Source organism: Vibrio sp. 10N.222.49.C12 (genome assembly GCF_041475025.1).
GTDB lineage: Bacteria > Pseudomonadota > Gammaproteobacteria > Enterobacterales > Vibrionaceae > Vibrio > Vibrio crassostreae_C.
Window position 1 is genome coordinate 17,737 of sequence record NZ_JBFRVF010000034.1, and the last position, 21,834, is coordinate 39,570.

Below are 21,834 nucleotides of genomic sequence, written 5' to 3' on the forward strand. Positions count from 1 at the left end.
TTAGCTTACCGCAGGTCAAATACAAAAAGAGCACCTCATTAGGTGCTCTTTCACTTTTACTTCCCGATATTTTTTAGCTCTAAGGAGCTAACAGTAATTAGCCTTCTAGTAAACTATTACCATTGATAGCAATCTTACGTGGTTGCATCGCTTCTGGGATTTCGCGTTCGAGGTCGATGTGAAGAAGACCATTTTCCATGCTTGCACCTACCACTTTTACGTAGTCAGCCAGTTGGAATTTACGCTCGAAATCGCGCTCTGCGATACCTTGGTATACGAAGGTTTTCTCTGCTTCTGCTTTACGCTCACCTTTCACAATTAGCATGTTCTCTTTCTGAGTCAGATCTAATTGGTCATCAGCAAAACCAGCGACTGCCATAGTAATACGGTAGTTGTTCTCGTCTTTTTGCTCGATGTTGTATGGAGGGTAACCGCCAGAAGAGTTCTTCGATGTATTCGCTTCCATCATGTTGAATAGACGATCGAAGCCGATTGCGTTGCGGTAAAGTGGAGTGAAATCTACAGTTCTCATAATGCTATCCTTTTAGTAAGCAATAGTCTTAGCTGCGAATTTTACTTGGATCTAACCTGTGTGTGACCCAGTAAACAGCTAAGAGATTCAATTCGCATTCCTCGGGTTTCACCTCTATTGGCGACAACGCTGGGACATGGCAATGAATCAATTTTTAAGTTGTGTGCTGCCAAAGTTATCCTCTATTGAGCGATACTTCGTTAGCGGTAATGAAGGTTCTGTTTCTTCTCTTGTAGAGCAAGACAGTCATCCTCTTCACAAATAGATATATGGATTGAGCAAAATAGTTTCAAGGGGTTATTTTCAATTATTTTTGCAACTCAATATTTTTCAATATCTTACAAACATAAAAAAGCACCATCCAAAGGATAGTGCTTTAAAATGATTTTAGTTTTTTGAGACGAAGCTATTTGGCTTTAGTTCAAGGAAGAGGCGCGGAGCATACGAATGTATGTGAGCACCTCTGACACAGAAATTAAGCCAAAGAGCGAAGTATCAAAGAGACTAAACGTCTAGGTTTGCTACTTTCAGTGCATTCTCTTCGATGAAGTTACGACGAGGTTCAACTTGGTCACCCATTAGCGTCGTAAACAACAAATCAGCACCAACAGCGTCTTCAATTGTTACTTGCATCATACGGCGAGTTTCAGGATCCATTGTGGTTTCCCAAAGTTGATCCGGGTTCATCTCGCCTAGACCTTTGTATCGCTGTAGGCTTAGACCACGACGAGACTCTTTCACTAACCAGTTCAGAGCATCAACGAAGCTAGAAACTTCTTGAGTACGCTCACCACGCTTAATGTAAGCGCCTTCTTCAATCAAGCCATCAAGAGCTTCAGAAAGATCCGCTAGCTTACCAAACTCTTTAGAGTTAATAAGATCGATGCTTAGTAGGTGTTCATGAGTCACACCATGAGTACGAACCACAATCTTAGGAACGCTTAAGCCTAGCTCTTCGTGTTTTTCAACTTCAAGGCTGTATTGGCTTGCACCTACTTCTTTCGCGTTTAGCTGTTCAACAAGCTGCTTACCCCAAGCTTCAACTGCCGCGTCATCATGACACTGCTCGGCCGTTAGACGAGGAACGTAAATCAGTTCGTGAACCAATGCGCGTGGGTAACGGCGGCTCATACGATCAACAAGCTTGATGCCTGCATTGTATTGCTGAACAAGCTTCTCTAAACCTTCACCTGCAAATGCTGGCGCTTCAGGGTTTACGTGCAGTTCTGCGTTGTCTAAAGCCAAAGATACTTGATACTGGTTCATCGCATCTTCATCTTTAATGTACTGCTCTTGCTTACCTTTCTTCACTTTGTAAAGTGGCGGTTGAGCAATGTAGATGTAGCCACGTTCAATCAGCTCTGGCATTTGACGGTAGAAGAACGTCAGTAGCAGGGTACGGATGTGAGAACCATCGACATCGGCATCGGTCATGATGATGATGTTGTGGTAACGCAGTTTATCTGGGTTGTATTCGTCACGACCAATACCACAACCAAGAGCGGTGATTAGCGTTGCTACTTCTTGAGAAGACAGCATTTTATCGAAACGTGCTTTCTCTACGTTAAGGATTTTACCTTTCAGCGGTAGGATTGCTTGGTTCTTACGGTTACGCCCCTGCTTAGCTGAACCGCCAGCAGAGTCTCCTTCCACAATATATAGTTCAGACAGTGCAGGATCTTTTTCCTGACAGTCAGCAAGCTTACCAGGAAGACCCGCTAAATCTAATGCGCCTTTACGACGTGTCATTTCACGAGCTTTACGCGCTGCATCACGAGCACGTGCTGCATCAATAATTTTAGAACAAACTGTTTTCGCTTCACCTGGGTTCTCAATAAGGAACTCAGACAACTTCTCACCCATTGTAGATTCAACGGCAGACTTCACTTCTGAAGAAACCAGCTTATCTTTAGTTTGGCTTGAGAACTTAGGATCAGGCACTTTAACAGAAACAATCGCCGTCAGACCTTCACGAGCATCATCACCAGAGGTCGCCGTCTTCGCTTTCTTAGAGAAGCCTTCCTTGTCCATGAAGCTGTTCAGAGTACGCGTTAGCGCCGCACGGAAACCTGCTAAGTGAGCACCACCATCGCGTTGAGGGATGTTGTTGGTGAAACAGTAGATGTTTTCTTGGTAGCCGTCATTCCACTGCATCGCAACTTCAACGGTAATACCGTCTTCGCGCTCAGAGTTAAAGTGGAAGATTTTTTGGATGATTGGCGTTTTGTTAGTATTAAGGTGTTCAACAAACGCTTGGATACCGCCTTCGTATTCGAAGTGATCCATTTTGTCTTCTTCGCGCTCGTCAATTAGCTTAATTGATACACCTGAGTTCAAGAATGATAGCTCACGTAGACGCTTAGCTAAAATGTCGTAATGGAACTCGATGTTAGTGAAGGTTTCTTCACTCGGCCAGAAACGAATCTCTGTACCTGTTTTATCCGTGTCACCGATAACCGCTAGTGGCGCTTGAGGCTCACCGTGGCTGTAGGTTTGAGTGTGGATTTTGCCACCGCGGTGGATAGTAAGAGTAACTTGCTTAGAAAGTGCGTTAACTACTGAAACACCAACACCGTGCAGACCACCAGATACCTTGTACGAGTTATCATCGAACTTACCACCAGCGTGAAGAACCGTCATGATTACTTCGGCTGCAGATACGTTTTCTTCTGGGTGCAATTCTGTTGGAATACCACGGCCGTCATCGCTCACAGACACAGAACTATCTTCATGGATAGTTACAATGATGTCATTACAGTGACCAGCTAGCGCTTCATCAATAGAGTTATCTACCACCTCAAAAACCATGTGGTGCAGACCGGTACCATCATCCGTGTCGCCAATGTACATTCCAGGACGCTTACGTACCGCATCCAGACCCTTCAGTACTTTAATACTCGATGAATCGTAATTATCTGACATAGTTACTCTCTGACTAATTATCCTTGCTCTATTTTGCCATGTTCCACATGAAACATCCTGCTATTTTCGTCATGCATATCTGCAATCTGATCAGCGGTAATAGAGCTTACAAAAACTTGAGCCTGGGTCGCCTTTAAACACTCAGCAAGACGTGCTCGGCGTTGGCTATCTAATTCGGAAGCGAAGTCATCTATCAAATAGATGCACTGCTTACCTGTCATTTGAGTGAGGTGTTGCCCTTGTGCTACTCGTAGCGCGCACACCATCAACTTCAATTGACCTCGTGACAAGACATCTTCCACTGGAGTGCCGTTCACTTTTATCTTCAGATCCGCTTTGTTTGGCCCACTAAAGGTGTAACCAAGCTGCTGATCCCTTTCAAAATTCTTTTCTAATATCTCGGCGTATGGGGTGTCTTTGTCCCAGCCACGATAATAGTTAATCTTTATCTCAAACTCAGGAAGGAAGGTCGCACAGATCTCTTCGGCGACTTCTTTGAGCTGATCAACGTAGGTGGCACGCCACTGACTGATGCTTTCTGCTAAACGGGCCAGTTCTTGGTCCCAATAGCTCAGCTCTCGATAGTGGGTTGCCGTTTTCAATAAGGCGTTTCGCTGCTTATTGAGGCGCTTTACCCTGCCCCACGCATCATAAAAGCCCGACTCACTGTGGAAGACTCCCCAATCAATGAATGCTCGGCGATGCTTAGGTCCATCTGTCAGTAAATCAAACCCTTCGGGGTGAATCAACTGCAAAGGTAAGACTTGAGCTAACTGAGCCAACTTTTGCCCAGTTTGACCGCTTATTTTAACCTCTGTCGTGCCATCGCGCTGCTTATTAATGCCAATTGGCAGCTCAAATTGATCCGAGGTCATAAAACGGCCGTGTACAAACAGCTCACTACACTCGTTTTGTATGATACGACCGGTAAGTGAACTCTTGAATGAGCGACCGTGTCCGAGCAGATACACCGCTTCAAGGACGCTGGTTTTGCCGCTTCCGTTAGCCCCTATAAGAAAGTTAAAGCCTGATGACGGTTGAATGTCACAGGCTTCAATATTTCTAAACTGCTTAACGATTAAGCGCGATAAAGGCATAACGTCTTCATATTAATCTTCAATCACGACTCGGTAGGTCAACATGGGGCAGCTTATAAGCGAATTGGCATAACAACGTACATCGCGCTGTCATCTTGTGCGTTCTCAATAAGAGCACTCGCATTGGCGTCTGACATTGAGATACGAACCTGTTCACAACGCAGTGTGTTCAGAACATCCAATACGTAGCTTACGTTAAAGCCAATCTCTAGAGCATCACCGTCGAAGTTAACATCGAGTACTTCTTCTGCTTCTTCTTGCTCTGGGTTGTTCGCGGTAATACGCATCTCGCTATCCGCAAGATTAACGCGAACACCACGGAATTTTTCATTCGATAGAATCGCAGCACGAGAAAATGCTGAACGTAATTCATCACAGCCAGCTTCAAGTGTCTTGGTGGTATTTTGCGGCATTACGCGGCGATAATCAGGGAAACGACCATCTACTAACTTAGAAGTGAAGACATAGTTGTTCACTTCCGCACGCACGTTAGAGTTACCGATTTGTAGTGTTACTGGCTGTTCAGGTGCATCCAATAGCTTCACTAGCTCTTGCACACCTTTACGAGGAACAATGATCTGCTTCTGAGCAAAATCCGCACCCAGTTGTGCTTGAGATACTGCCATACGGTGACCATCGGTCGCTACGCTGCGCAGGATAGAGCCTTCAATCTCAAACAACATACCGTTGAGGTAGTAACGAACATCTTGGTTCGCCATTGAGAATTGTGTTTTCTCGATAAGACCGCGAAGTTCAGCTTGTGTCACTGACACTTCAACTTCACTGCTCCAGTCTTCAATATTTGGAAAATCTGCCGCAGGTAATGTTGCTAAAGAGAAGCGGCTACGACCAGAGCGAACCTGAATACGGTCACCATCCAATACCACCGTGATCACTGAGTTATCTGGCAATCCACGGCAGATATCTAGGAATTTACGTGAAGGTACGGTAATGCTACCCGCTTCGAAATCACCTTCAAGCGTTACACGGCTGATCAGTTCAACTTCTAGATCCGTCGCTGTCATCGACAACACGTTATCTTCTACTTTAATCAGTAGGTTTCCTAGAATTGGAAGCGTTGGCCTGCCACCGAGTGCGCCAGATACTTGTTGTAATGGCTTAATCAGGTGACTACGTTCAATGGTAAATTTCATATCTTGCTCTTACGGTCTAAATGGCACTGCGTAATAGTACGTGGCCAAGATTCTGCTTATTAAGGTTAAGAATACTGTGTATTAAGAAGAAAGGGTACGAATCAAGTTCGAATAATCTTCTTTAATGTCGTGGCTCTCTTCACGCAGCTGAGCAATCTTACGACAAGCATGTAGTACCGTCGTGTGGTCACGACCACCGAATGCATCGCCAATCTCAGGCAAGCTGTGGTTTGTTAGCTCTTTCGCCAGTGCCATCGCCAATTGACGTGGACGAGCAACAGAACGAGAACGACGCTTAGACAATAGATCAGCGACTTTGATTTTGTAGTACTCAGCGACTGTCTTTTGAATGTTATCAATAGTGACCAGTTTTTCTTGCAGGGCAAGTAAGTCACGCAGTGCTTCACGCACGAAGTCGATCGTGATCGGGCGGCCAGTGAAGTTTGCATTCGCAATAACACGGTTCAATGCGCCTTCCAGTTCACGAACGTTAGAGCGTAGACGCTTGGCAATAAAGAACGCCACTTCATCCGCAAGGTGAATTTGGTGGTCTTCGGCTTTCTTCATCAAGATCGCAACACGTGTCTCAAGCTCTGGTGGCTCAATCGCTACCGTCAAACCCCAGCCGAAACGAGATTTAAGACGATCTTCTACCCCGTTGATCTCTTTTGGATAACGGTCAGACGTTAGGATGATCTGTTGGTTGCCTTCAAGCAGCGCGTTAAAGGTATGGAAGAACTCTTCTTGAGAACGCTCTTTATTAGCAAAGAATTGGATGTCATCGATAAGCAATGCATCAACACTACGGTAGTAGCGCTTAAATTCTTCGATCGCGTTGTTTTGCAGAGCCTTTACCATATCCTGAACAAAACGCTCTGAGTGCATGTAAACCACTTTCGCATTCGGCTTATTATCAACAATGGCGTTACCCACCGCATGCAACAAGTGCGTTTTACCTAAACCAGTGCCGCCGTATAGGAACAACGGGTTGTAGGCTGTACCTGGGTTATCAGAAACCTGACGTGCCGCAGCCAAGCCGAGTTGGTTCGACTTACCTTCAACAAAGTTATTGAACTTATGTTTTGGGTTCACGTTTGAGCGGTGATTCAAGTCAACCGCGACAGGCTCTTCATCACGCCAGATATTATGGACAGGTTTGCGAGCTTGTAATTGCGCAGGTGCTGATGACTCAGCGGCCACATCAGCTGCAGTGCGAGTCTGAGTTGGTGTCGGTGTCGCAGGCTTTGGTGCAATCACACGCTTGCTTCCCACTTCAAAATGAAGATGTGGGATATCGTTACCGCAATATTCTTGCAGCAGACGGTTAATGCTATTTAGATACTTATCACGAACCCAATCGAGTACGAAACGGTTCGGTGCAAATAGAGTTAGAGTATTGTCATTGAGTTCCGCTTGTAACGGACGAACCCACATACTGAATTCTGTAGCTGGTAACTCTTCTTGAAGCTGTTGCAAACACTGCAACCAAAGCGAAGATGACACGGTGCCCTCACTCTATTTAAAGTAATATGAAATGACCGCTAATTTTACCTGTTGATAAGTCAGATCACCAGCAATTGATCACAGATCCAGTGAATAAGATCCAAGTTATTCACAATAAATTTGTAATTTATCGGTGGATCCACACATCTTGCCCCTAATTTACTCACACAATGATCCACTTATGCCCGGATCCTTGCTAGTTATCCCCAAATCGGGAATTCAATCTGGTTATGGTTAATAACATCTGGTTATTTATTCTAGTGAGCATTTTCCCAGTAACATCCAAACCCATAAATATAAGGAGTTACCAAATGAATAACTGGATTAAGGCTGCAATTGCGGCTATCGCACTCTCTGCTGCTACTGTTCAAGCTGCGACTGAAGTTAAAGTCGGCATGTCTGGTCGCTATTTCCCGTTTACGTTCGTTAAACAAGACCAGCTACAGGGTTTTGAAGTGGATTTATGGGATGAGATCGGTAAGCGTAACGATTACAAGGTTGAATACGTAACGGCAAACTTCTCTGGTCTGTTTGGTCTTCTTGAAACGGGTCGCATCGATACCATTTCAAACCAAATTACAATGACGGATGCACGTAAAGCGAAATACCTATTCGCAGACCCATACGTAGTAGACGGCGCACAAATTACCGTTCGTAAAGGTAATGACAGCATTAAAGGCATCGAAGACCTTGATGGCAAGACGGTTGCGGTAAACCTAGGCTCAAACTTTGAACAACTGCTTCGCAGCTACGACAAAGATGGCAAGATCAATGTAAAAACCTACGATACAGGTATTGAACATGACGTGGCACTGGGTCGTGCCGATGCATTCGTAATGGATCGCCTATCAGCACTAGAGCTTATCAAGAAGACTGGTCTACCATTACAACTAGCAGGTCAGCCATTCGAAACAATTGAAAACGCTTGGCCTTTCGTCGACAACGATAACGGCAAAAAACTGCAAGCAGAAGTAAATGAAGCATTAGCAGCAATGCGCGCAGATGGTACGCTAGAAAGTATCTCTCAGAAATGGTTTGGTGCGGACATTACTCAGAAGTAATTACTCACTTTCTCCATTCAAGGCCCACTGCTTTATACAGCGGTGGGCTTTTTGCTTTTGTGCACTGATTAAAAAACCTGATACAACAGTACTTACATATAGAACAACACTGCCAATAAAAATACGAGATAGATTATGGGATTTGACTTTAATTACATGCTAGAGCTGTTGCCAATACTACTGAAGTATTTAGGCACCACGATGGAGATGGCGACCTGGGGCTTGTTCTTTGCTCTGATCCTGTCTCTGATACTGGCGAATATTCGTGTATTCAAAATCCCAGTGCTCGACCAACTGAGCCAGCTGTACATTAGCTTCTTCCGAGGCACACCACTGTTGGTGCAGCTGTTCCTCCTTTATTACGGCTTACCACAAGTCTTCCCGTGGATGGTTGGGTTGGATGCCTTCAGCGCCGCTGTGATTGGCTTAACCCTGCACTTTGCCGCGTATATGGCAGAAAGTATTCGTGCCGCGATTATCGGTATTGATCGCAGCCAGATGGAAGCCAGCCTTTCGGTCGGTATGACAACCAGCCAAGCGATGCGCCGAGTGATCTTACCGCAAGCAACTCGCGTGGCACTGCCGTCGTTGATGAACTACTTCATCGATATGATCAAGTCGACTTCACTTGCCTTCACCCTAGGTGTCGCCGAAATCATGGCTAAAGCTCAGATGGAGGCTTCTTCAAGTTTCCGCTTCTTCGAGGCTTTCTTAGCAGTCGCACTGATTTACTGGGGCGTGGTGGTTATCCTCACTCGTATTCAAATTTGGGCCGAAGTGAAACTGAATAAGGCGTATGTACGATGATCAAATTACAAAGTATCCACAAGCAGTTTGGTGACACCGAAGTTTTGAAAGGGATCGACCTAGAAATCAAACAAGGTGAGATAATTGTCATCATAGGTTCAAGTGGTACGGGTAAATCTACCCTACTGCGTTGTGTGAATTTTCTAGAGCAAGCCGATCAAGGCACGATTTCGATTGATGATATCAAGGTTGATACTCAGAAACACACTAAGGCAGAGGTGCTTGCACTGCGTCGTAAGACCGGTTTTGTGTTCCAAAACTATGCACTGTTCGCTCACCAAACCGCGAGACAGAATATTGCTGAAGGTTTAATTACCGTTCGTGGTTGGAAAAAACAGCAAGCCCATGAAAAAGCACAACAAATACTTGATGATATTGGCTTAGGTGACAAAGGTGATAGCTACCCAGCCGCGCTCTCTGGTGGCCAGCAACAACGGGTGGGTATTGGCCGTGCAATGGCACTACAACCCGAGCTTTTACTGTTTGATGAGCCGACTTCAGCGCTCGATCCTGAGTGGGTTGGCGAAGTGCTTAACCTAATGAAAAAGCTGGCAAATCAGCATCAAACCATGCTGGTGGTTACCCATGAAATGCAGTTCGCGAGAGAGGTCGCAGACCGAGTGATCTTCATGGCTGACGGTCATATTATCGAGCAGGGATCTCCACAGGATATTTTTGGTAATCCACAGGATCCTAAATTAAAAAAATTCTTAAATAAGGTTGGGATCGACTAAGGATCCTTGTGATTTTAGTTATTCTACGTATAATCCCCCGACCGGAATTTTAGTTAACCCAATCATTGACACTTTTTGTGACAGTGATTACAATTCCGCCTCTTTGTTGAGAGGCGTCGGTTTTCCTTTCTTATATAAAGAAGAGAAAAAATGCCCACGCCGGGTTTAACAAAAACCTAAAACTACTGATCAGTAAGGTAATTACAATGAAACGCACTTTTCAACCTACAGTTCTAAAGCGTAAGCGTACTCACGGTTTCCGTGCTCGCATGGCTACTAAGAACGGTCGCGCAACAATCAATGCACGTCGTGCAAAAGGCCGTAAGCGTCTTTCTAAGTAATCTTTGATTATTTTGAATAAGCTAGCCTTCGGTCGGGAGTTACGCTTGTTAACTCCCGAACATTATCAAAATGTCTTCAAGCAAGCTCATCGAGCTGGCTCCCCTCATTTCACCATCATTGCCCGAAATAACTCTCTTTCAAATCCTCGTCTTGGATTAGCCGTTCCGAAAAAGCAGATTAAAACCGCCGTGGGTCGTAACCGATTCAAGCGTCTTACTCGTGAAAGCTTTCGTAACACTCAACACAAACTTCCTAACAAAGATTTTGTTGTAATCGCTAAGAAGAGCGCGCAAGATTTAAGCAATGAAGAAATGTTCAAGCTACTCGACAAATTATGGCTTCGCCTGTCTCGCCCTTCGCGTGGATAGCGCTAATACCCATCTATTTTTATAGATGGTTTATTAGTCCACTCATCGGCCCACGCTGCCGATTTACTCCAACCTGCTCTTTATATGCGATAGAAGCATTGAAAGCTCACGGTTTTGTAAAAGGGTGTTGGTTATCAGGCAAACGTCTATTAAAATGCCATCCTTTGAACGAAGGGGGCTTTGACCCCGTTCCACCAGTCCAAAAACAAGACAGAGATAAATAACGATGGATTCTCAACGTAATATCCTGTTAATCGCATTGGCTTTGGTTTCTTTCCTACTGTTCCAACAATGGAACGTAGCTCAGAATCCAGCACCACAAGCGGTTGAGCAGGCACAATCTGGCAGCACCCTACCAGCGCCATCTTATGCAGATGATCTAGACCCGGCTCCTGGTCAAGTTGCTTCTTCTGCTAAAACTATCACAGTAACAACTGATGTACTGACTCTGTCAATTGATACGGTTGGTGGTGATGTCGTTAAAGCAAACCTAAACGATTACTCTGCTGAGTTCGATTCTGAAGATACGTTTGTTCTTCTTAAAAACGAACCAGGTCACCAATTTATCGCACAAAGCGGTCTAGTGGGTCCTCAAGGTATCGATTTAAGCAGCACAAACCGCCCAAGCTACACAGTTTCAGCAGACAGCTTCACGCTTGCTGATGGTCAGGATGAACTACGCATCCCGATGACTTACCAAGCGAACGGCCTTGATTACACGAAAACATTCATCCTTAAGCGTGGCAGCTACGCAATGGATGTTGAATACGATGTAGTCAACAACTCTGGTAACAACGCGACATTCGGCATGTACGCTCACCTGCGTCAGAACGTAATGGATGACGGCGGTAGCCTAACAATGCCAACTTACCGTGGTGGTGCTTACTCTACGGAAGATACGCGTTACAAAAAATACAGCTTCGACGACATGCAAGATCGCAACCTGTCTCTTAACCTAGCAAACGGTCAAGGTTGGGCAGCGATGATTCAGCACTACTTTGCAAGTGCTTGGATCCCACGCGACGAAGCAGGCAGCAACCTTTACACTCGTGTAATCGGTAACCTAGGCGACATCGGTGTTCGTATGCCGAACAAGACTATCGCTAATGGCGACGAAGCGAGCTTCAAAGCAACGCTTTGGGTTGGTCCTAAACTTCAAGACCAAATGGCTGAAACTGCACCTAACCTAGACCTAGTAGTTGACTACGGTTGGTTATGGTTCATTGCTAAACCACTTCATACTCTGCTTTCGTTCATTCAAGGCATCGTTGTGAACTGGGGTCTGGCAATCATCTGTCTAACTTTCATCGTTCGTGGTGCTATGTACCCACTAACGAAAGCTCAGTACACGTCTATGGCGAAAATGCGTATGCTTCAGCCTAAGCTGACTGCAATGCGTGAGCGTATCGGCGACGACCGTCAACGCATGAGCCAAGAAATGATGGAGCTTTACAAGAAAGAGAAAGTAAACCCACTAGGTGGCTGTTTACCTATCCTTCTGCAAATGCCTATCTTCATTTCGCTATACTGGGCACTAATGGAGTCTGTTGAACTGCGTCACTCACCGTTCTTCGGTTGGATTACTGACCTTTCAGCACAAGACCCATACTACATCTTGCCACTTCTGATGGGTGCTTCAATGTTCCTAATCCAGAAGATGAGCCCGACAACTGTAACGGATCCAATGCAGCAGAAGATCATGACCTTTATGCCGGTTATGTTCACATTCTTCTTCCTGTTCTTCCCTTCAGGTCTGGTTCTATACTGGCTAGTATCGAACATCGTAACTCTGATTCAGCAAACGCTTATCTACCGCGCGCTGGAAAAGAAAGGCTTACATTCTAAGTAAGTTCGATAATAGAAAGAGACAAAGAAAGGCGACCAAAAGGTCGCCTTTTTGTTTTTAGCTGATTACAATTCAGCTAATTGATTAATCGTGAGCGCCCCTTTTTGGCTTTCACATGCTAGCAGGCACAACTATGACTACAGATACGATTGTTGCTCAAGCGACTGCACCCGGCCGTGGCGGCGTCGGTATTATTCGCGTTTCAGGCCCACAAGCAGCCCAAGTTGCGCTTGAAGTTACCGGCAAAGTACTGAAACCACGTTACGCTGAGTACACCCCTTTTAAATCTCACGATGGTTTAGAGCTAGACCAAGGCATCGCGCTTTACTTTCCTAACCCGCACTCGTTTACCGGTGAAGACGTTTTAGAGCTGCAAGGCCACGGTGGTCCTGTGGTAATGGATATGCTCATCAAGCGCATCCTCGCTATTCCAGGGCTACGCGCAGCACGCCCAGGTGAGTTCTCGGAGCGTGCCTTCTTGAACGACAAGATGGATTTAACCCAAGCAGAAGCGATTGCTGACCTCATTGATGCCAGTTCAGAAGAAGCGGCGAAATCAGCTCTGCAATCGTTGCAAGGTGAGTTCTCGAAACGCATTAATACGCTGGTGGACTCTCTGATTCACTTACGCATCTATGTTGAAGCCGCTATCGACTTCCCAGAAGAAGAGATTGATTTCCTTGCTGACGGTAAAGTAAGTGCTGACTTACAAGCTATCATCGACAACCTCGAAGCGGTTCGCCAAGAAGCCAATCAAGGTGCCATCATGCGTGAAGGTATGAAGGTGGTGATTGCAGGTCGTCCTAATGCCGGTAAGTCGAGCTTACTGAATGCATTATCGGGTAAAGACTCCGCGATTGTGACTGATATTGCAGGTACAACCCGTGATGTACTTCGTGAACATATCCATATTGATGGTATGCCACTGCACATTATTGATACCGCAGGCCTGCGTGAAGCCTCGGATGAAGTCGAAAAAATCGGTATTGAACGCGCTTGGGAAGAAATTGCTCAAGCCGATCGCGTTTTATTTATGGTCGATGGCACCACTACCGATGCAACCGACCCGAAAGATATCTGGCCAGATTTCGTTGATCGTCTGCCGAATAACATCGGAATGACCGTGATTCGTAACAAAGCCGATCAAACCGGTGAAGATCTCGGGATTTGCCATGTTAATGATCCAACTCTGATTCGACTATCAGCAAAGACGGGACAAGGCGTTGATGCACTACGTAATCACTTAAAAGATTGCATGGGCTTTGCTGGTGGCAATGAAGGTGGCTTCATGGCACGTCGTCGCCACTTAGATGCCCTAGAACGCGCATCTGAGCATCTAGATATTGGCCAGCAACAGCTCGAAGGCTATATGGCAGGGGAAATCTTGGCAGAAGAACTGCGTATAACGCAGCAACACCTTAACGAGATTACTGGTGAATTCAGTTCCGATGACCTACTCGGCCGTATCTTCACCTCTTTCTGTATTGGTAAATAACCTTTAAAGGCCGGCTCATGCTGGCCTTTTTCTTTAGTAAGGACAGCTTAATGATCCACATTATTACAGGCAGCACCTTAGGTGGTGCAGAGTACGTTGGCGATCACCTTAATGATCTTCTTGAAGAGCAAGGCCACGAGATCACCCTTCATAATCAGCCTGAATTCGATGATATTCCCCAACAAGGCTTTTGGTTGCTGGTGACTTCAACTCATGGTGCGGGTGAATTTCCAGATAATATTAAGCCGTTTATCGACGCATTGACCCAGCAATCTCCAGATTTAAGCCCGGTTCGCTTTGCTGTCGTGGCGCTTGGTGATTCGAGTTACGATACCTTCTGTTTGGCGGGAAAATCAGTCCACAGCCAGATGAAAGAGCTCGGTGCTCAGCCTATTTCTGACTGTTTTACCATCGATGTATTGGAAACTCCGGTACCAGAAGACGCAGCAGAAGCTTGGTTCAACGATCATAGCGACCAGTTTTAACCTCTCTCCTCTCTCAAAAAGCGGCTTATGCCGCTTTTTTTGTCTCTGAACATCGTGATTGTGAATAACTTTTTTTCAAAAACATCGAAAATTAGCGATCTATTTTCAATTTCTGCTGTGGATAAGATCATACATATACGGTGATTAACCTATAGTTATCCAAATAACAAGTTTTAGGCTAATTTCCTCCTGTGAATAAGTAGCCATTTTGATCCCAGCTAATCCTCATCCTGATCAAAGTTAGATCACATCATTTGATCCAAAAAAGATCCATGATCTCGTTGATCATTTCCGACTTATCCACAGATACCCTCGATCCTAATAATAGATCTAATAAAAGATCTCCTTAAAGATCTTATCTATATTAATTAAAAACAGCTTTTTCGAAAAATCCCAAAAACGTTTTCTCAGGCTATGAAAACAGGTAGAATATCGCTCCTTTTTATCAATCTAGAAAACGTTTGAATACCTGAGGTCGGTTCATGCTTTATCACGAAAAATTTGACGTCATCGTTGTTGGTGGTGGCCATGCAGGAACGGAAGCCGCACTCGCATCTGCACGTACTGGTCAAAGTACGTTATTACTTACTCATAATATCGATACACTAGGACAAATGTCTTGTAACCCAGCCATTGGCGGGATCGGTAAGGGCCACTTGGTAAAAGAGGTCGATGCAATGGGTGGATTAATGGCGCAAGCTATTGATCATGCAGGTATTCAGTTCAGAACATTGAACGCATCAAAAGGCCCTGCGGTTCGTGCTACTCGTGCACAAGCTGACCGCGCACTGTACAAAGCCTTTGTTCGTAACGTTCTTGAAAACACGCCAAACCTGACTTTGTTCCAACAGTCGGTTGATGACTTGATCGTTGAACAGGATCAAGTGGTAGGTGTGGTAACGCAGATGGGCCTTAAGTTCCGCGCAAGCGCTGTGGTTCTGACTGTGGGCACATTCCTAGGCGGCAAGATCCATATTGGTATGGAAAGTTCTTCAGGTGGCCGTGCTGGTGATCCACCATCGATCGCACTGGCTGACCGTCTTCGTGATCTTCCATTCCGAGTTGATCGCCTGAAAACAGGTACTCCTCCTCGTATCGATGCGCGTAGCGTTGATTTTTCTGATCTTGAGGTTCAGCACGGTGATAACCCGACGCCTGTTTTCTCGTTCATGGGCAGCCGAGCTCAACAACCTCGTCAAATTCCATGTTACATCACGCATACCAATGAAAATACGCATGACGTAATTCGTGCCAACCTTGATCGCAGCCCTATGTACGCGGGTGTGATTGAAGGCATTGGCCCTCGTTACTGCCCTTCGATTGAAGACAAAGTAATGCGTTTTGCTGACAAGAACAGTCACCAAATTTTTATTGAGCCAGAAGGTCTAACGACTCACGAGCTATACCCGAATGGTATCTCTACCAGTCTGCCGTTTGATGTACAGGTTCAAATTGTTCGTTCGATGAAGGGCTTTGAAAATGCTCATATCGTTCGCCCTGGCTATGCGATTGAGTACGATTTCTTTGATCCTCGCGACCTTAAGCTGACTTACGAAACTAAGTTTATCAAAGGTCTATTCTTTGCGGGTCAAATCAACGGTACCACTGGCTATGAAGAAGCGGCTGCACAAGGCTTGATGGCCGGTCTGAATGCAAGTTTGTTTACTCAAGGCAAAGAAGGCTGGAGTCCACGTCGTGACCAAGCTTACATGGGCGTGCTTATCGACGACCTATCTACCATGGGTACCAAAGAACCTTACCGCATGTTTACGTCTCGCGCGGAATACCGTCTGCTGCTTCGTGAAGACAACGCCGATATCCGCTTGACTGAAAAGTCGCGTGAACTTGGCCTTGTTGATGACGCTCGTTGGGCTCGTTTCAACGAGAAGATGGAAAACATGGAGAAGGAGCGTCAACGTCTGAAAGAGACTTGGATTAATCCAAAATCTGAAGATATTGATCAACTGAACCAAATTCTGAAAACACCAATGTCTCGTGAAGCGAGCGGTGAAGATCTTCTTCGTCGCCCTGAAATGACTTATTCACAGTTAACCGCATTGGATCGTTTTGGTCCTGCACTGGAAGATCAACAAGCGTCTGAGCAAGTTGAGATCCAAGTGAAGTACGATGGTTACATTCAGCGTCAACAAGACGAAATTGAAAAATCACTGCGTCATGAAAACACCAAACTGCCTGCTGATATCGATTACAGCAAGGTAAAAGGACTTTCTAACGAAGTGGTTCTTAAACTAACGACAGCTAAGCCTGACTCAATTGGTATTGCTTCGCGAATTTCAGGTATCACACCTGCAGCAATCTCAATTCTGTTGGTTTACTTGAAAAAACACGGCCTGTTGAAAAAAGGTGAGGAAGCATAATGAGCGCATTACGCGAAAAACTGGATCACCTTATTGGCCAGACTGAACTTGAAGTATCTGAAAAACAACGTGGCCAGTTGGTTGGCTACGTTGAGTTACTGAACAAGTGGAACAAAGCTTATAACCTAACATCAGTTCGTGACCCACAAGAAATGATGGTGAAACATATCTTAGATAGCATCATTGTTAGCACTCACTTACAAGGTAAGCGCTTTATCGATGTGGGTACGGGACCTGGTCTTCCTGGGATTCCGCTCTCAATCATGAATCCAGACTGCGAGTTTTACTTGCTAGACAGCCTAGGTAAGCGTATTCGTTTTATCAAACAGGTGATTCATGAGCTGGGTATCGACAACGTGGTACCGGTTCAAAGTCGCGTTGAAGAATTTCAACCAGAAGAAAAGTTTGATGCAGTGCTCAGTCGTGCATTTGCGTCAATGACAGACATGGTAGAGTGGTGTCACCATTTACCTAAAGAGCAATCCGGTGTATTTTTGGCTCTTAAGGGACAACATCCTAGAGACGAAATCGACCTGTTACCTGAATGGTGTTCAGTGACAGACATTAAAGCTTTGCAAGTGCCAGAGCTTGATGGAGAGCGTCATCTAGTTACTTTATCGCGTCAGGGATAATCAGCGAGGCCATAGTGGGTAGAATCGTAGCAATTGCCAACCAGAAGGGTGGCGTAGGGAAAACAACAACTTGCATTAATTTAGCAGCATCAATGGCGGCAACAAAACGCAAGATATTGGTTGTTGACCTCGATCCTCAAGGTAATGCCACTATGGCGAGCGGTGTCGACAAGTATCAAGTTGAAGCAACAGCTTACGATTTGTTGGTTGAAGACACCCCATTTGATGAGGTGGTTTGCCGGAGTACATCTGGCAATTATGACCTCATCGCCGCGAACGGTGATGTTACTGCGGCAGAAATCAAGCTGATGGAAGTGTTTGCTCGTGAAGTTCGTTTAAAAAATGCACTCGAACCCATTCGCAATAACTATGATTTCATCTTTATTGATTGTCCGCCCTCATTAAACCTTCTTACAATCAACGCGATGGCTGCGGCCGACTCCGTATTGGTTCCTATGCAATGTGAATACTTTGCTTTGGAAGGTTTGACTGCATTGATGGATACCATCAGTAAGCTAGCGGCTGTTGTAAACGAGAACCTGAAGATCGAAGGTCTTCTGCGTACTATGTACGATCCTCGCAACCGCTTATCGAACGAAGTATCTGATCAACTCAAAAAACACTTTGGTAGCAAAGTCTACCGAACTGTGATCCCTAGAAATGTGCGTCTGGCAGAAGCCCCGAGTCACGGCAAGCCAGCAATGTACTACGACAAATATTCCGCAGGAGCTAAGGCTTACCTTGCTCTTGCTGGCGAAATGTTGCGTCGTGAAGAAGTCCCAGTATAGGCCCAACCAAAGGAATTCGCTCAATGTCTAAGCGTGGTTTAGGAAAAGGGCTAGATGCATTGCTTGCAACTAGCTCATTGGCTCGTGAAAAACAGCAAGTTGCTTCTCATAGTCAGGCGTTGTCGGCTGATGGTGAGCTTATTGAACTGGCTGTTGGTTGCTTGAAGCCTGGTGTATATCAACCGCGTAAGGATATTACGCCTGAAGCGCTAGAAGAGCTGGCAGCATCAATTCAATCTCAAGGCATTATCCAACCGATCGTAGTTCGCCCATTGGCGCACGACCAGTTCGAGATTATTGCTGGTGAACGTCGTTGGAGAGCGGCTCGTCAAGCTGGCCTTAAACAAGTGCCATGTTTGGTCAAGAGAGTCGAAGACAAAGCCGCTATCGCGATGGCGTTGATTGAGAATATTCAGCGTGAAGATCTGAATGTTATCGAAGAAGCACAAGCGCTAGAGCGACTACAGAACGAATTTGAGCTGACACACCAACAAGTCGCTGATGTAATCGGTAAATCGAGAGCTACGGTGAGTAACTTATTACGTCTAAATCAGCTCGAAAATGAAGTAAAAGGTTTAGTTTCCAATAAACAACTGGAAATGGGGCATGCTCGAGCACTGCTTGCGCTTGAAGGTGATACCCAGGTTGAAGCAGCAAACACTGCGGCAACCAAAAAAATGACCGTGCGTCAAACTGAGCAACTTGTCAAAAAGTGCTTAAAACCAGACGTTGAAGGTGAATCGAAGCCTGAAGACACAGAAGCTATCGAACTTTCACGAAGACTCACGGAAAAATTGCAAGCAAACGTTTCAGTTACTCGTTCTGTTAGCGGTAAGTCAAAAGTGACAATTACTCTTGATGAGCCTCACAAATTAGAGCAACTTATTGCTAAACTAGAGTACTAAATGAGATAATTGATTTAGGTCAATTATGTAATAAACAAGTAATTTCGTACAAAAGTTGTAGGTTTGTATACAAAAATGTAAATGATTGCTGCATTGTTATTGCAATCAATTTGGCTGAACGTATAATTTTCGCCAATTTCTCAGCACGCTTTTAAGCGAGTAGTAAAGAAGGCTTAAAAGAGGAACGAATACATGGTAGCGGCGTTAGCAAGACCAGGACGAGTGCTTGCAAAGCAAATGTTATTGATCGAGCTTAGCGCGGTTATATTAGTGGCGATAGGGTTAGGTTTAGCTGTTAATCCTGATTGGGGTTTTGCTGCATTAATCGGTGGCGGTATTTTTGTCATCGCAAATGCAGTTTTTTGTGTGTGTGCTTTCCTATTTAGTGGAGCTCGCGCAACTAAGTTAGTTGCGGCGTCGTTCTATGCAGGCGAAGCGCTAAAAATCCTTATCACAGTTCTACTATTCTCTATTGTCTACATGTATATGCAGGTGGAATTAGTTCCCCTCAAACTGACCTATTTACTGGTTCTAGGTATTAATATCTTTGCGCCAGTGCTTTTCATTAACAATAAAAAATAGGATGAGTTATGGCTGCGCCAACAGCATCCGGATACATTGAGCACCACTTACAAAACCTTTCTTTAGCTAAGTTTGGTCTTGTAGAGGAGACAAGTTTCTGGAACGTACATATAGACAGTCTGTTTTTTTCGGTGTTGACAGGGATGTTATTCCTTTGGGTTTTTCGCTCAGTCGCTAAGAAAGCAACAGTAGGTGTACCTGGTAAGCTTCAGTGTTTTGTTGAAATGGTAGTTGAATTCGTTGATGGCAACGTTAAAGACACTTTCCATGGCCGCAACCCTCTGATTGCTCCATTAGCACTGACTATATTCTGCTGGATTATTTTAATGAACTTGATGGACTTAGTGCCTATCGATTTCTTACCATATCCTGCGGAGCATTGGCTAGGTATCCCTTATTTGAAAGTGGTTCCTTCAGCTGATGTTAATATAACCATGTCAATGGCCTTAGGTGTTTTTGCTCTGATGATCTACTACAGCATCAAAGTAAAAGGCTTAGGTGGATTCGCCAAAGAACTTGCTTTACATCCATTTAATCACCCAATCATGATCCCGTTTAACCTACTGATTGAAGTGGTATCGCTACTCGCGAAGCCTCTATCACTTGGTATGCGTCTATTCGGTAACATGTTCGCAGGTGAGGTTGTATTCATTCTTTGTGCGGCAATGCTACCGTGGTATTTACAATGGGTAGGCTCTCTACCTTGGGCTATCTTCCATATCTTGGTTATTTTGATTCAAGCATTTGTTTTCATGATGTTAACAATTGTTTATTTATCAATGGCCCATGAAGATGGCGATCACTAAAAATTTTTAAGTTTTATTCTAACTATTAATGTTAATCGGAGAACGTAAATGGAAACTGTACTAAGTTTTTCAGCAATCGCTGTTGCTATTATTGTTGGTCTTTGTGCCGTAGGTACTGCAATTGGTTTTGCTATTCTTGGTGGTAAATTCCTAGAAGGCGCTGCGCGTCAACCTGAAATGGCTCCAATGCTACAAGTTAAGATGTTCATCATCGCTGGTCTACTGGATGCTGTTCCAATGATCGGTATCGTAATCGCACTACTATTCACGTTTGCTAACCCATTTGTTGGTCAACTAGCAGGCTAATTAACTGTTAATTAGTTAATTAAATTTTTGTAGTTGATTCTTAACGAGGGGTAGCTGTTGTGAATATGAACGCAACTCTGTTAGGTCAAGCAATTGCTTTTTCTATGTTTGTTTGGTTCTGCATGAAATATGTATGGCCACCAATCATGCAAGCAATTGAAGAGCGTCAGAAAAAAATTGCTGACGGTCTAGTAGCCGCTGAACGCGCTGCTAAAAACTTGGATCTAGCACAAGCCAACGCTTCTGACCAATTGAAAGAAGCGAAGCGCACCGCAACTGAGGTTATTGAACAGGCAAATAAACGCAAGGCTCAAATTATTGATGAAGCTCGCGAAGAGGCTCAGGCAGAACGCCAGAAAATCTTAGCGCAAGCGGAAGCCGAAATTGAAGCTGAGCGCACACGTGCCCGTGATGACCTGCGCAAACAAGTCGCAACTCTGGCAATTGCTGGTGCTGAGAAAATCCTTGAGCGTACAATCGATAAAGATGTACACGATGATCTTCTTAACAACATTACTGCAAAACTTTAAAGCAAGGGGCTGTATATGTCTGATTTGACTACAATCGCACGCCCCTATGCTAAAGCAGCGTTTGACTTTGCGGTAGAGAAAGGTGAGCTAGACCAATGGGGTCAGATGCTTACTTTTGCTGCCGAAGTGGCACAAAATGATGATGTTCACAATTTCTTAAGCAGCTCTCAAACTGCTGAAAAATTAGCTGAAGTATTCATTGTAATTTGTGGCGAACAATTTGATGAATTCGGCCAGAACTTGATAAAAGTAATGGCAGAGAATGGCCGCTTAATGGCTTTTCCTGATGTTTGCAAAGAGTTCTTATTGCTCAAACAAGAGCACGAGAAAGAGATCGACGTTGAAGTCACTTCAGCGGTTGAACTTTCTAAAGAACAACGCGCAGAGATCAGCAGCAAATTGGAACAGCGCTTAGCGCGCAAAGTTCAGCTGAATTGCAGTATAGATGAGACTCTACTTAGTGGAGTTATTATTCGAGCCGGAGACCTAGTCATCGATAACTCAGCGCGCAGTCGTTTAGACCGCCTGAGCGATGCATTGCAGTCTTAATGGGGATTGGAG

General features: G+C 44.9%; 24 protein-coding genes. 19 read left to right on the top strand and 5 right to left on the bottom strand.

The genetic code is table 11. The features are described 5' to 3' along the window. Nucleotides 1–97: 97 nt before the first annotated feature. Nucleotides 98–532 carry an Hsp20 family protein gene (locus AB4583_RS12270; protein ID WP_009848140.1) on the bottom strand — a complete coding sequence of 145 codons (435 nt, stop codon included), beginning with the start codon at nt 530–532 and terminating at the stop codon, nt 98–100. 142 nt (nt 533–674) lie between these two features. Between AB4583_RS12270 and AB4583_RS12275 the strand changes: the two genes are divergently transcribed. Beyond that, nucleotides 675–797 (top strand): hypothetical protein, encoded by a 123-nt coding sequence (locus AB4583_RS12275; protein WP_267869012.1) that lies wholly within the window; start codon nt 675–677, stop codon nt 795–797. Between the two features lie 239 nt (nt 798–1,036). Here the strand turns inward: AB4583_RS12275 and gyrB are convergent, their stop codons facing one another. From gyrB to dnaA, 4 genes are all read right to left on the bottom strand, one after another. Further along, nucleotides 1,037–3,454, bottom strand: coding sequence for a DNA topoisomerase (ATP-hydrolyzing) subunit B (gene gyrB, locus AB4583_RS12280; protein ID WP_017058811.1), 2,418 nt, complete (start codon nt 3,452–3,454; stop codon nt 1,037–1,039). A gap of 17 nt (nt 3,455–3,471) precedes the next feature. Next, nucleotides 3,472–4,551 carry a DNA replication/repair protein RecF gene (gene recF / locus AB4583_RS12285; protein ID WP_019825571.1) on the bottom strand — a complete coding sequence of 360 codons (1,080 nt, stop codon included), beginning with the start codon at nt 4,549–4,551 and terminating at the stop codon, nt 3,472–3,474. Nucleotides 4,552–4,604: 53 nt separating this feature from the next. Beyond that, a complete protein-coding gene (gene dnaN, locus AB4583_RS12290) occupies nt 4,605–5,705 on the bottom strand; it encodes a DNA polymerase III subunit beta (protein WP_017058809.1) in 1,101 nt (366 codons plus the stop codon). Nucleotides 5,706–5,786: 81 nt separating this feature from the next. Next, nucleotides 5,787–7,208 carry a chromosomal replication initiator protein DnaA gene (gene dnaA, locus AB4583_RS12295; RefSeq protein ID WP_017058808.1) on the bottom strand — a complete coding sequence of 474 codons (1,422 nt, stop codon included), beginning with the start codon at nt 7,206–7,208 and terminating at the stop codon, nt 5,787–5,789. A 311-nt stretch (nt 7,209–7,519) separates the two neighbouring features. Between dnaA and AB4583_RS12300 the strand changes: the two genes are divergently transcribed. The 18 genes from AB4583_RS12300 to atpH all read left to right on the top strand — a co-directional run bounded on the left by AB4583_RS12300 (nt 7,520) and on the right by atpH (nt 21,822). Then, a complete protein-coding gene (locus AB4583_RS12300; protein ID WP_009848135.1) occupies nt 7,520–8,269 on the top strand; it encodes an amino acid ABC transporter substrate-binding protein in 750 nt (249 codons plus the stop codon). Between the two features lie 135 nt (nt 8,270–8,404). After that, nucleotides 8,405–9,076, top strand: a complete 672-nt coding sequence (locus AB4583_RS12305; RefSeq protein ID WP_009848134.1) for an amino acid ABC transporter permease — start codon at nt 8,405–8,407, stop codon at nt 9,074–9,076. Next, nucleotides 9,073–9,810, top strand: a complete 738-nt coding sequence (locus tag AB4583_RS12310; RefSeq protein ID WP_017063027.1) for an amino acid ABC transporter ATP-binding protein — start codon at nt 9,073–9,075, stop codon at nt 9,808–9,810. The genes AB4583_RS12305 and AB4583_RS12310 overlap by 4 nt, the downstream gene beginning before the upstream one ends. 206 nt (nt 9,811–10,016) lie before the next feature. Next, on the top strand, nt 10,017–10,151 hold the full coding sequence (gene rpmH, locus AB4583_RS12315; RefSeq protein WP_004735800.1) for a 50S ribosomal protein L34: 135 nt from the start codon (nt 10,017–10,019) through the stop codon (nt 10,149–10,151). A 45-nt stretch (nt 10,152–10,196) separates the two neighbouring features. Then, the gene (gene rnpA, locus AB4583_RS12320; RefSeq protein ID WP_017055478.1) at nt 10,197–10,520 is read left to right on the top strand and encodes a ribonuclease P protein component; all 324 of its coding nucleotides are present in this window, start codon (nt 10,197–10,199) and stop codon (nt 10,518–10,520) included. After that, complete coding sequence (yidD, locus tag AB4583_RS12325; protein ID WP_004735802.1) at nt 10,487–10,744, top strand: membrane protein insertion efficiency factor YidD; 258 nt, start codon at nt 10,487–10,489, stop codon at nt 10,742–10,744. The genes rnpA and yidD overlap by 34 nt, the downstream gene beginning before the upstream one ends. Before the next feature lie 2 nt (nt 10,745–10,746). Then, the gene (gene yidC, locus AB4583_RS12330) at nt 10,747–12,369 is read left to right on the top strand and encodes a membrane protein insertase YidC (RefSeq protein WP_017069558.1); all 1,623 of its coding nucleotides are present in this window, start codon (nt 10,747–10,749) and stop codon (nt 12,367–12,369) included. A gap of 130 nt (nt 12,370–12,499) precedes the next feature. Next, nucleotides 12,500–13,861, top strand: coding sequence for a tRNA uridine-5-carboxymethylaminomethyl(34) synthesis GTPase MnmE (gene mnmE, locus AB4583_RS12335; protein ID WP_029235098.1), 1,362 nt, complete (start codon nt 12,500–12,502; stop codon nt 13,859–13,861). A 50-nt stretch (nt 13,862–13,911) separates the two neighbouring features. After that, nucleotides 13,912–14,346 carry an FMN-binding protein MioC gene (gene mioC / locus AB4583_RS12340; protein WP_017058804.1) on the top strand — a complete coding sequence of 145 codons (435 nt, stop codon included), beginning with the start codon at nt 13,912–13,914 and terminating at the stop codon, nt 14,344–14,346. A 482-nt stretch (nt 14,347–14,828) separates the two neighbouring features. Continuing rightward, nucleotides 14,829–16,724, top strand: coding sequence for a tRNA uridine-5-carboxymethylaminomethyl(34) synthesis enzyme MnmG (mnmG, locus tag AB4583_RS12345; RefSeq protein ID WP_372117513.1), 1,896 nt, complete (start codon nt 14,829–14,831; stop codon nt 16,722–16,724). Beyond that, the gene (gene rsmG, locus AB4583_RS12350; protein ID WP_017058801.1) at nt 16,724–17,356 is read left to right on the top strand and encodes a 16S rRNA (guanine(527)-N(7))-methyltransferase RsmG; all 633 of its coding nucleotides are present in this window, start codon (nt 16,724–16,726) and stop codon (nt 17,354–17,356) included. The genes mnmG and rsmG overlap by 1 nt, the downstream gene beginning before the upstream one ends. 14 nt (nt 17,357–17,370) lie before the next feature. Beyond that, a complete protein-coding gene (locus tag AB4583_RS12355; protein ID WP_029235097.1) occupies nt 17,371–18,144 on the top strand; it encodes a ParA family protein in 774 nt (257 codons plus the stop codon). A gap of 23 nt (nt 18,145–18,167) precedes the next feature. After that, nucleotides 18,168–19,049 carry a ParB/RepB/Spo0J family partition protein gene (locus AB4583_RS12360; RefSeq protein ID WP_372117516.1) on the top strand — a complete coding sequence of 294 codons (882 nt, stop codon included), beginning with the start codon at nt 18,168–18,170 and terminating at the stop codon, nt 19,047–19,049. Nucleotides 19,050–19,241: 192 nt separating this feature from the next. Further along, the gene (locus AB4583_RS12365) at nt 19,242–19,631 is read left to right on the top strand and encodes a F0F1 ATP synthase subunit I (RefSeq protein ID WP_017058798.1); all 390 of its coding nucleotides are present in this window, start codon (nt 19,242–19,244) and stop codon (nt 19,629–19,631) included. Between the two features lie 8 nt (nt 19,632–19,639). Further along, nucleotides 19,640–20,437: a F0F1 ATP synthase subunit A gene (gene atpB, locus AB4583_RS12370; protein WP_017058797.1), complete on the top strand. Its 798-nt coding sequence runs from the start codon at nt 19,640–19,642 to the stop codon at nt 20,435–20,437. 48 nt (nt 20,438–20,485) lie between these two features. Continuing rightward, the gene (gene atpE, locus AB4583_RS12375) at nt 20,486–20,743 is read left to right on the top strand and encodes a F0F1 ATP synthase subunit C (protein WP_004411110.1); all 258 of its coding nucleotides are present in this window, start codon (nt 20,486–20,488) and stop codon (nt 20,741–20,743) included. 59 nt (nt 20,744–20,802) lie between these two features. After that, on the top strand, nt 20,803–21,273 hold the full coding sequence (gene atpF, locus AB4583_RS12380; RefSeq protein ID WP_032545592.1) for a F0F1 ATP synthase subunit B: 471 nt from the start codon (nt 20,803–20,805) through the stop codon (nt 21,271–21,273). 15 nt (nt 21,274–21,288) lie between these two features. After that, nucleotides 21,289–21,822: a F0F1 ATP synthase subunit delta gene (gene atpH, locus AB4583_RS12385; RefSeq protein WP_017058795.1), complete on the top strand. Its 534-nt coding sequence runs from the start codon at nt 21,289–21,291 to the stop codon at nt 21,820–21,822. Nucleotides 21,823–21,834 lie beyond the last annotated feature (12 nt).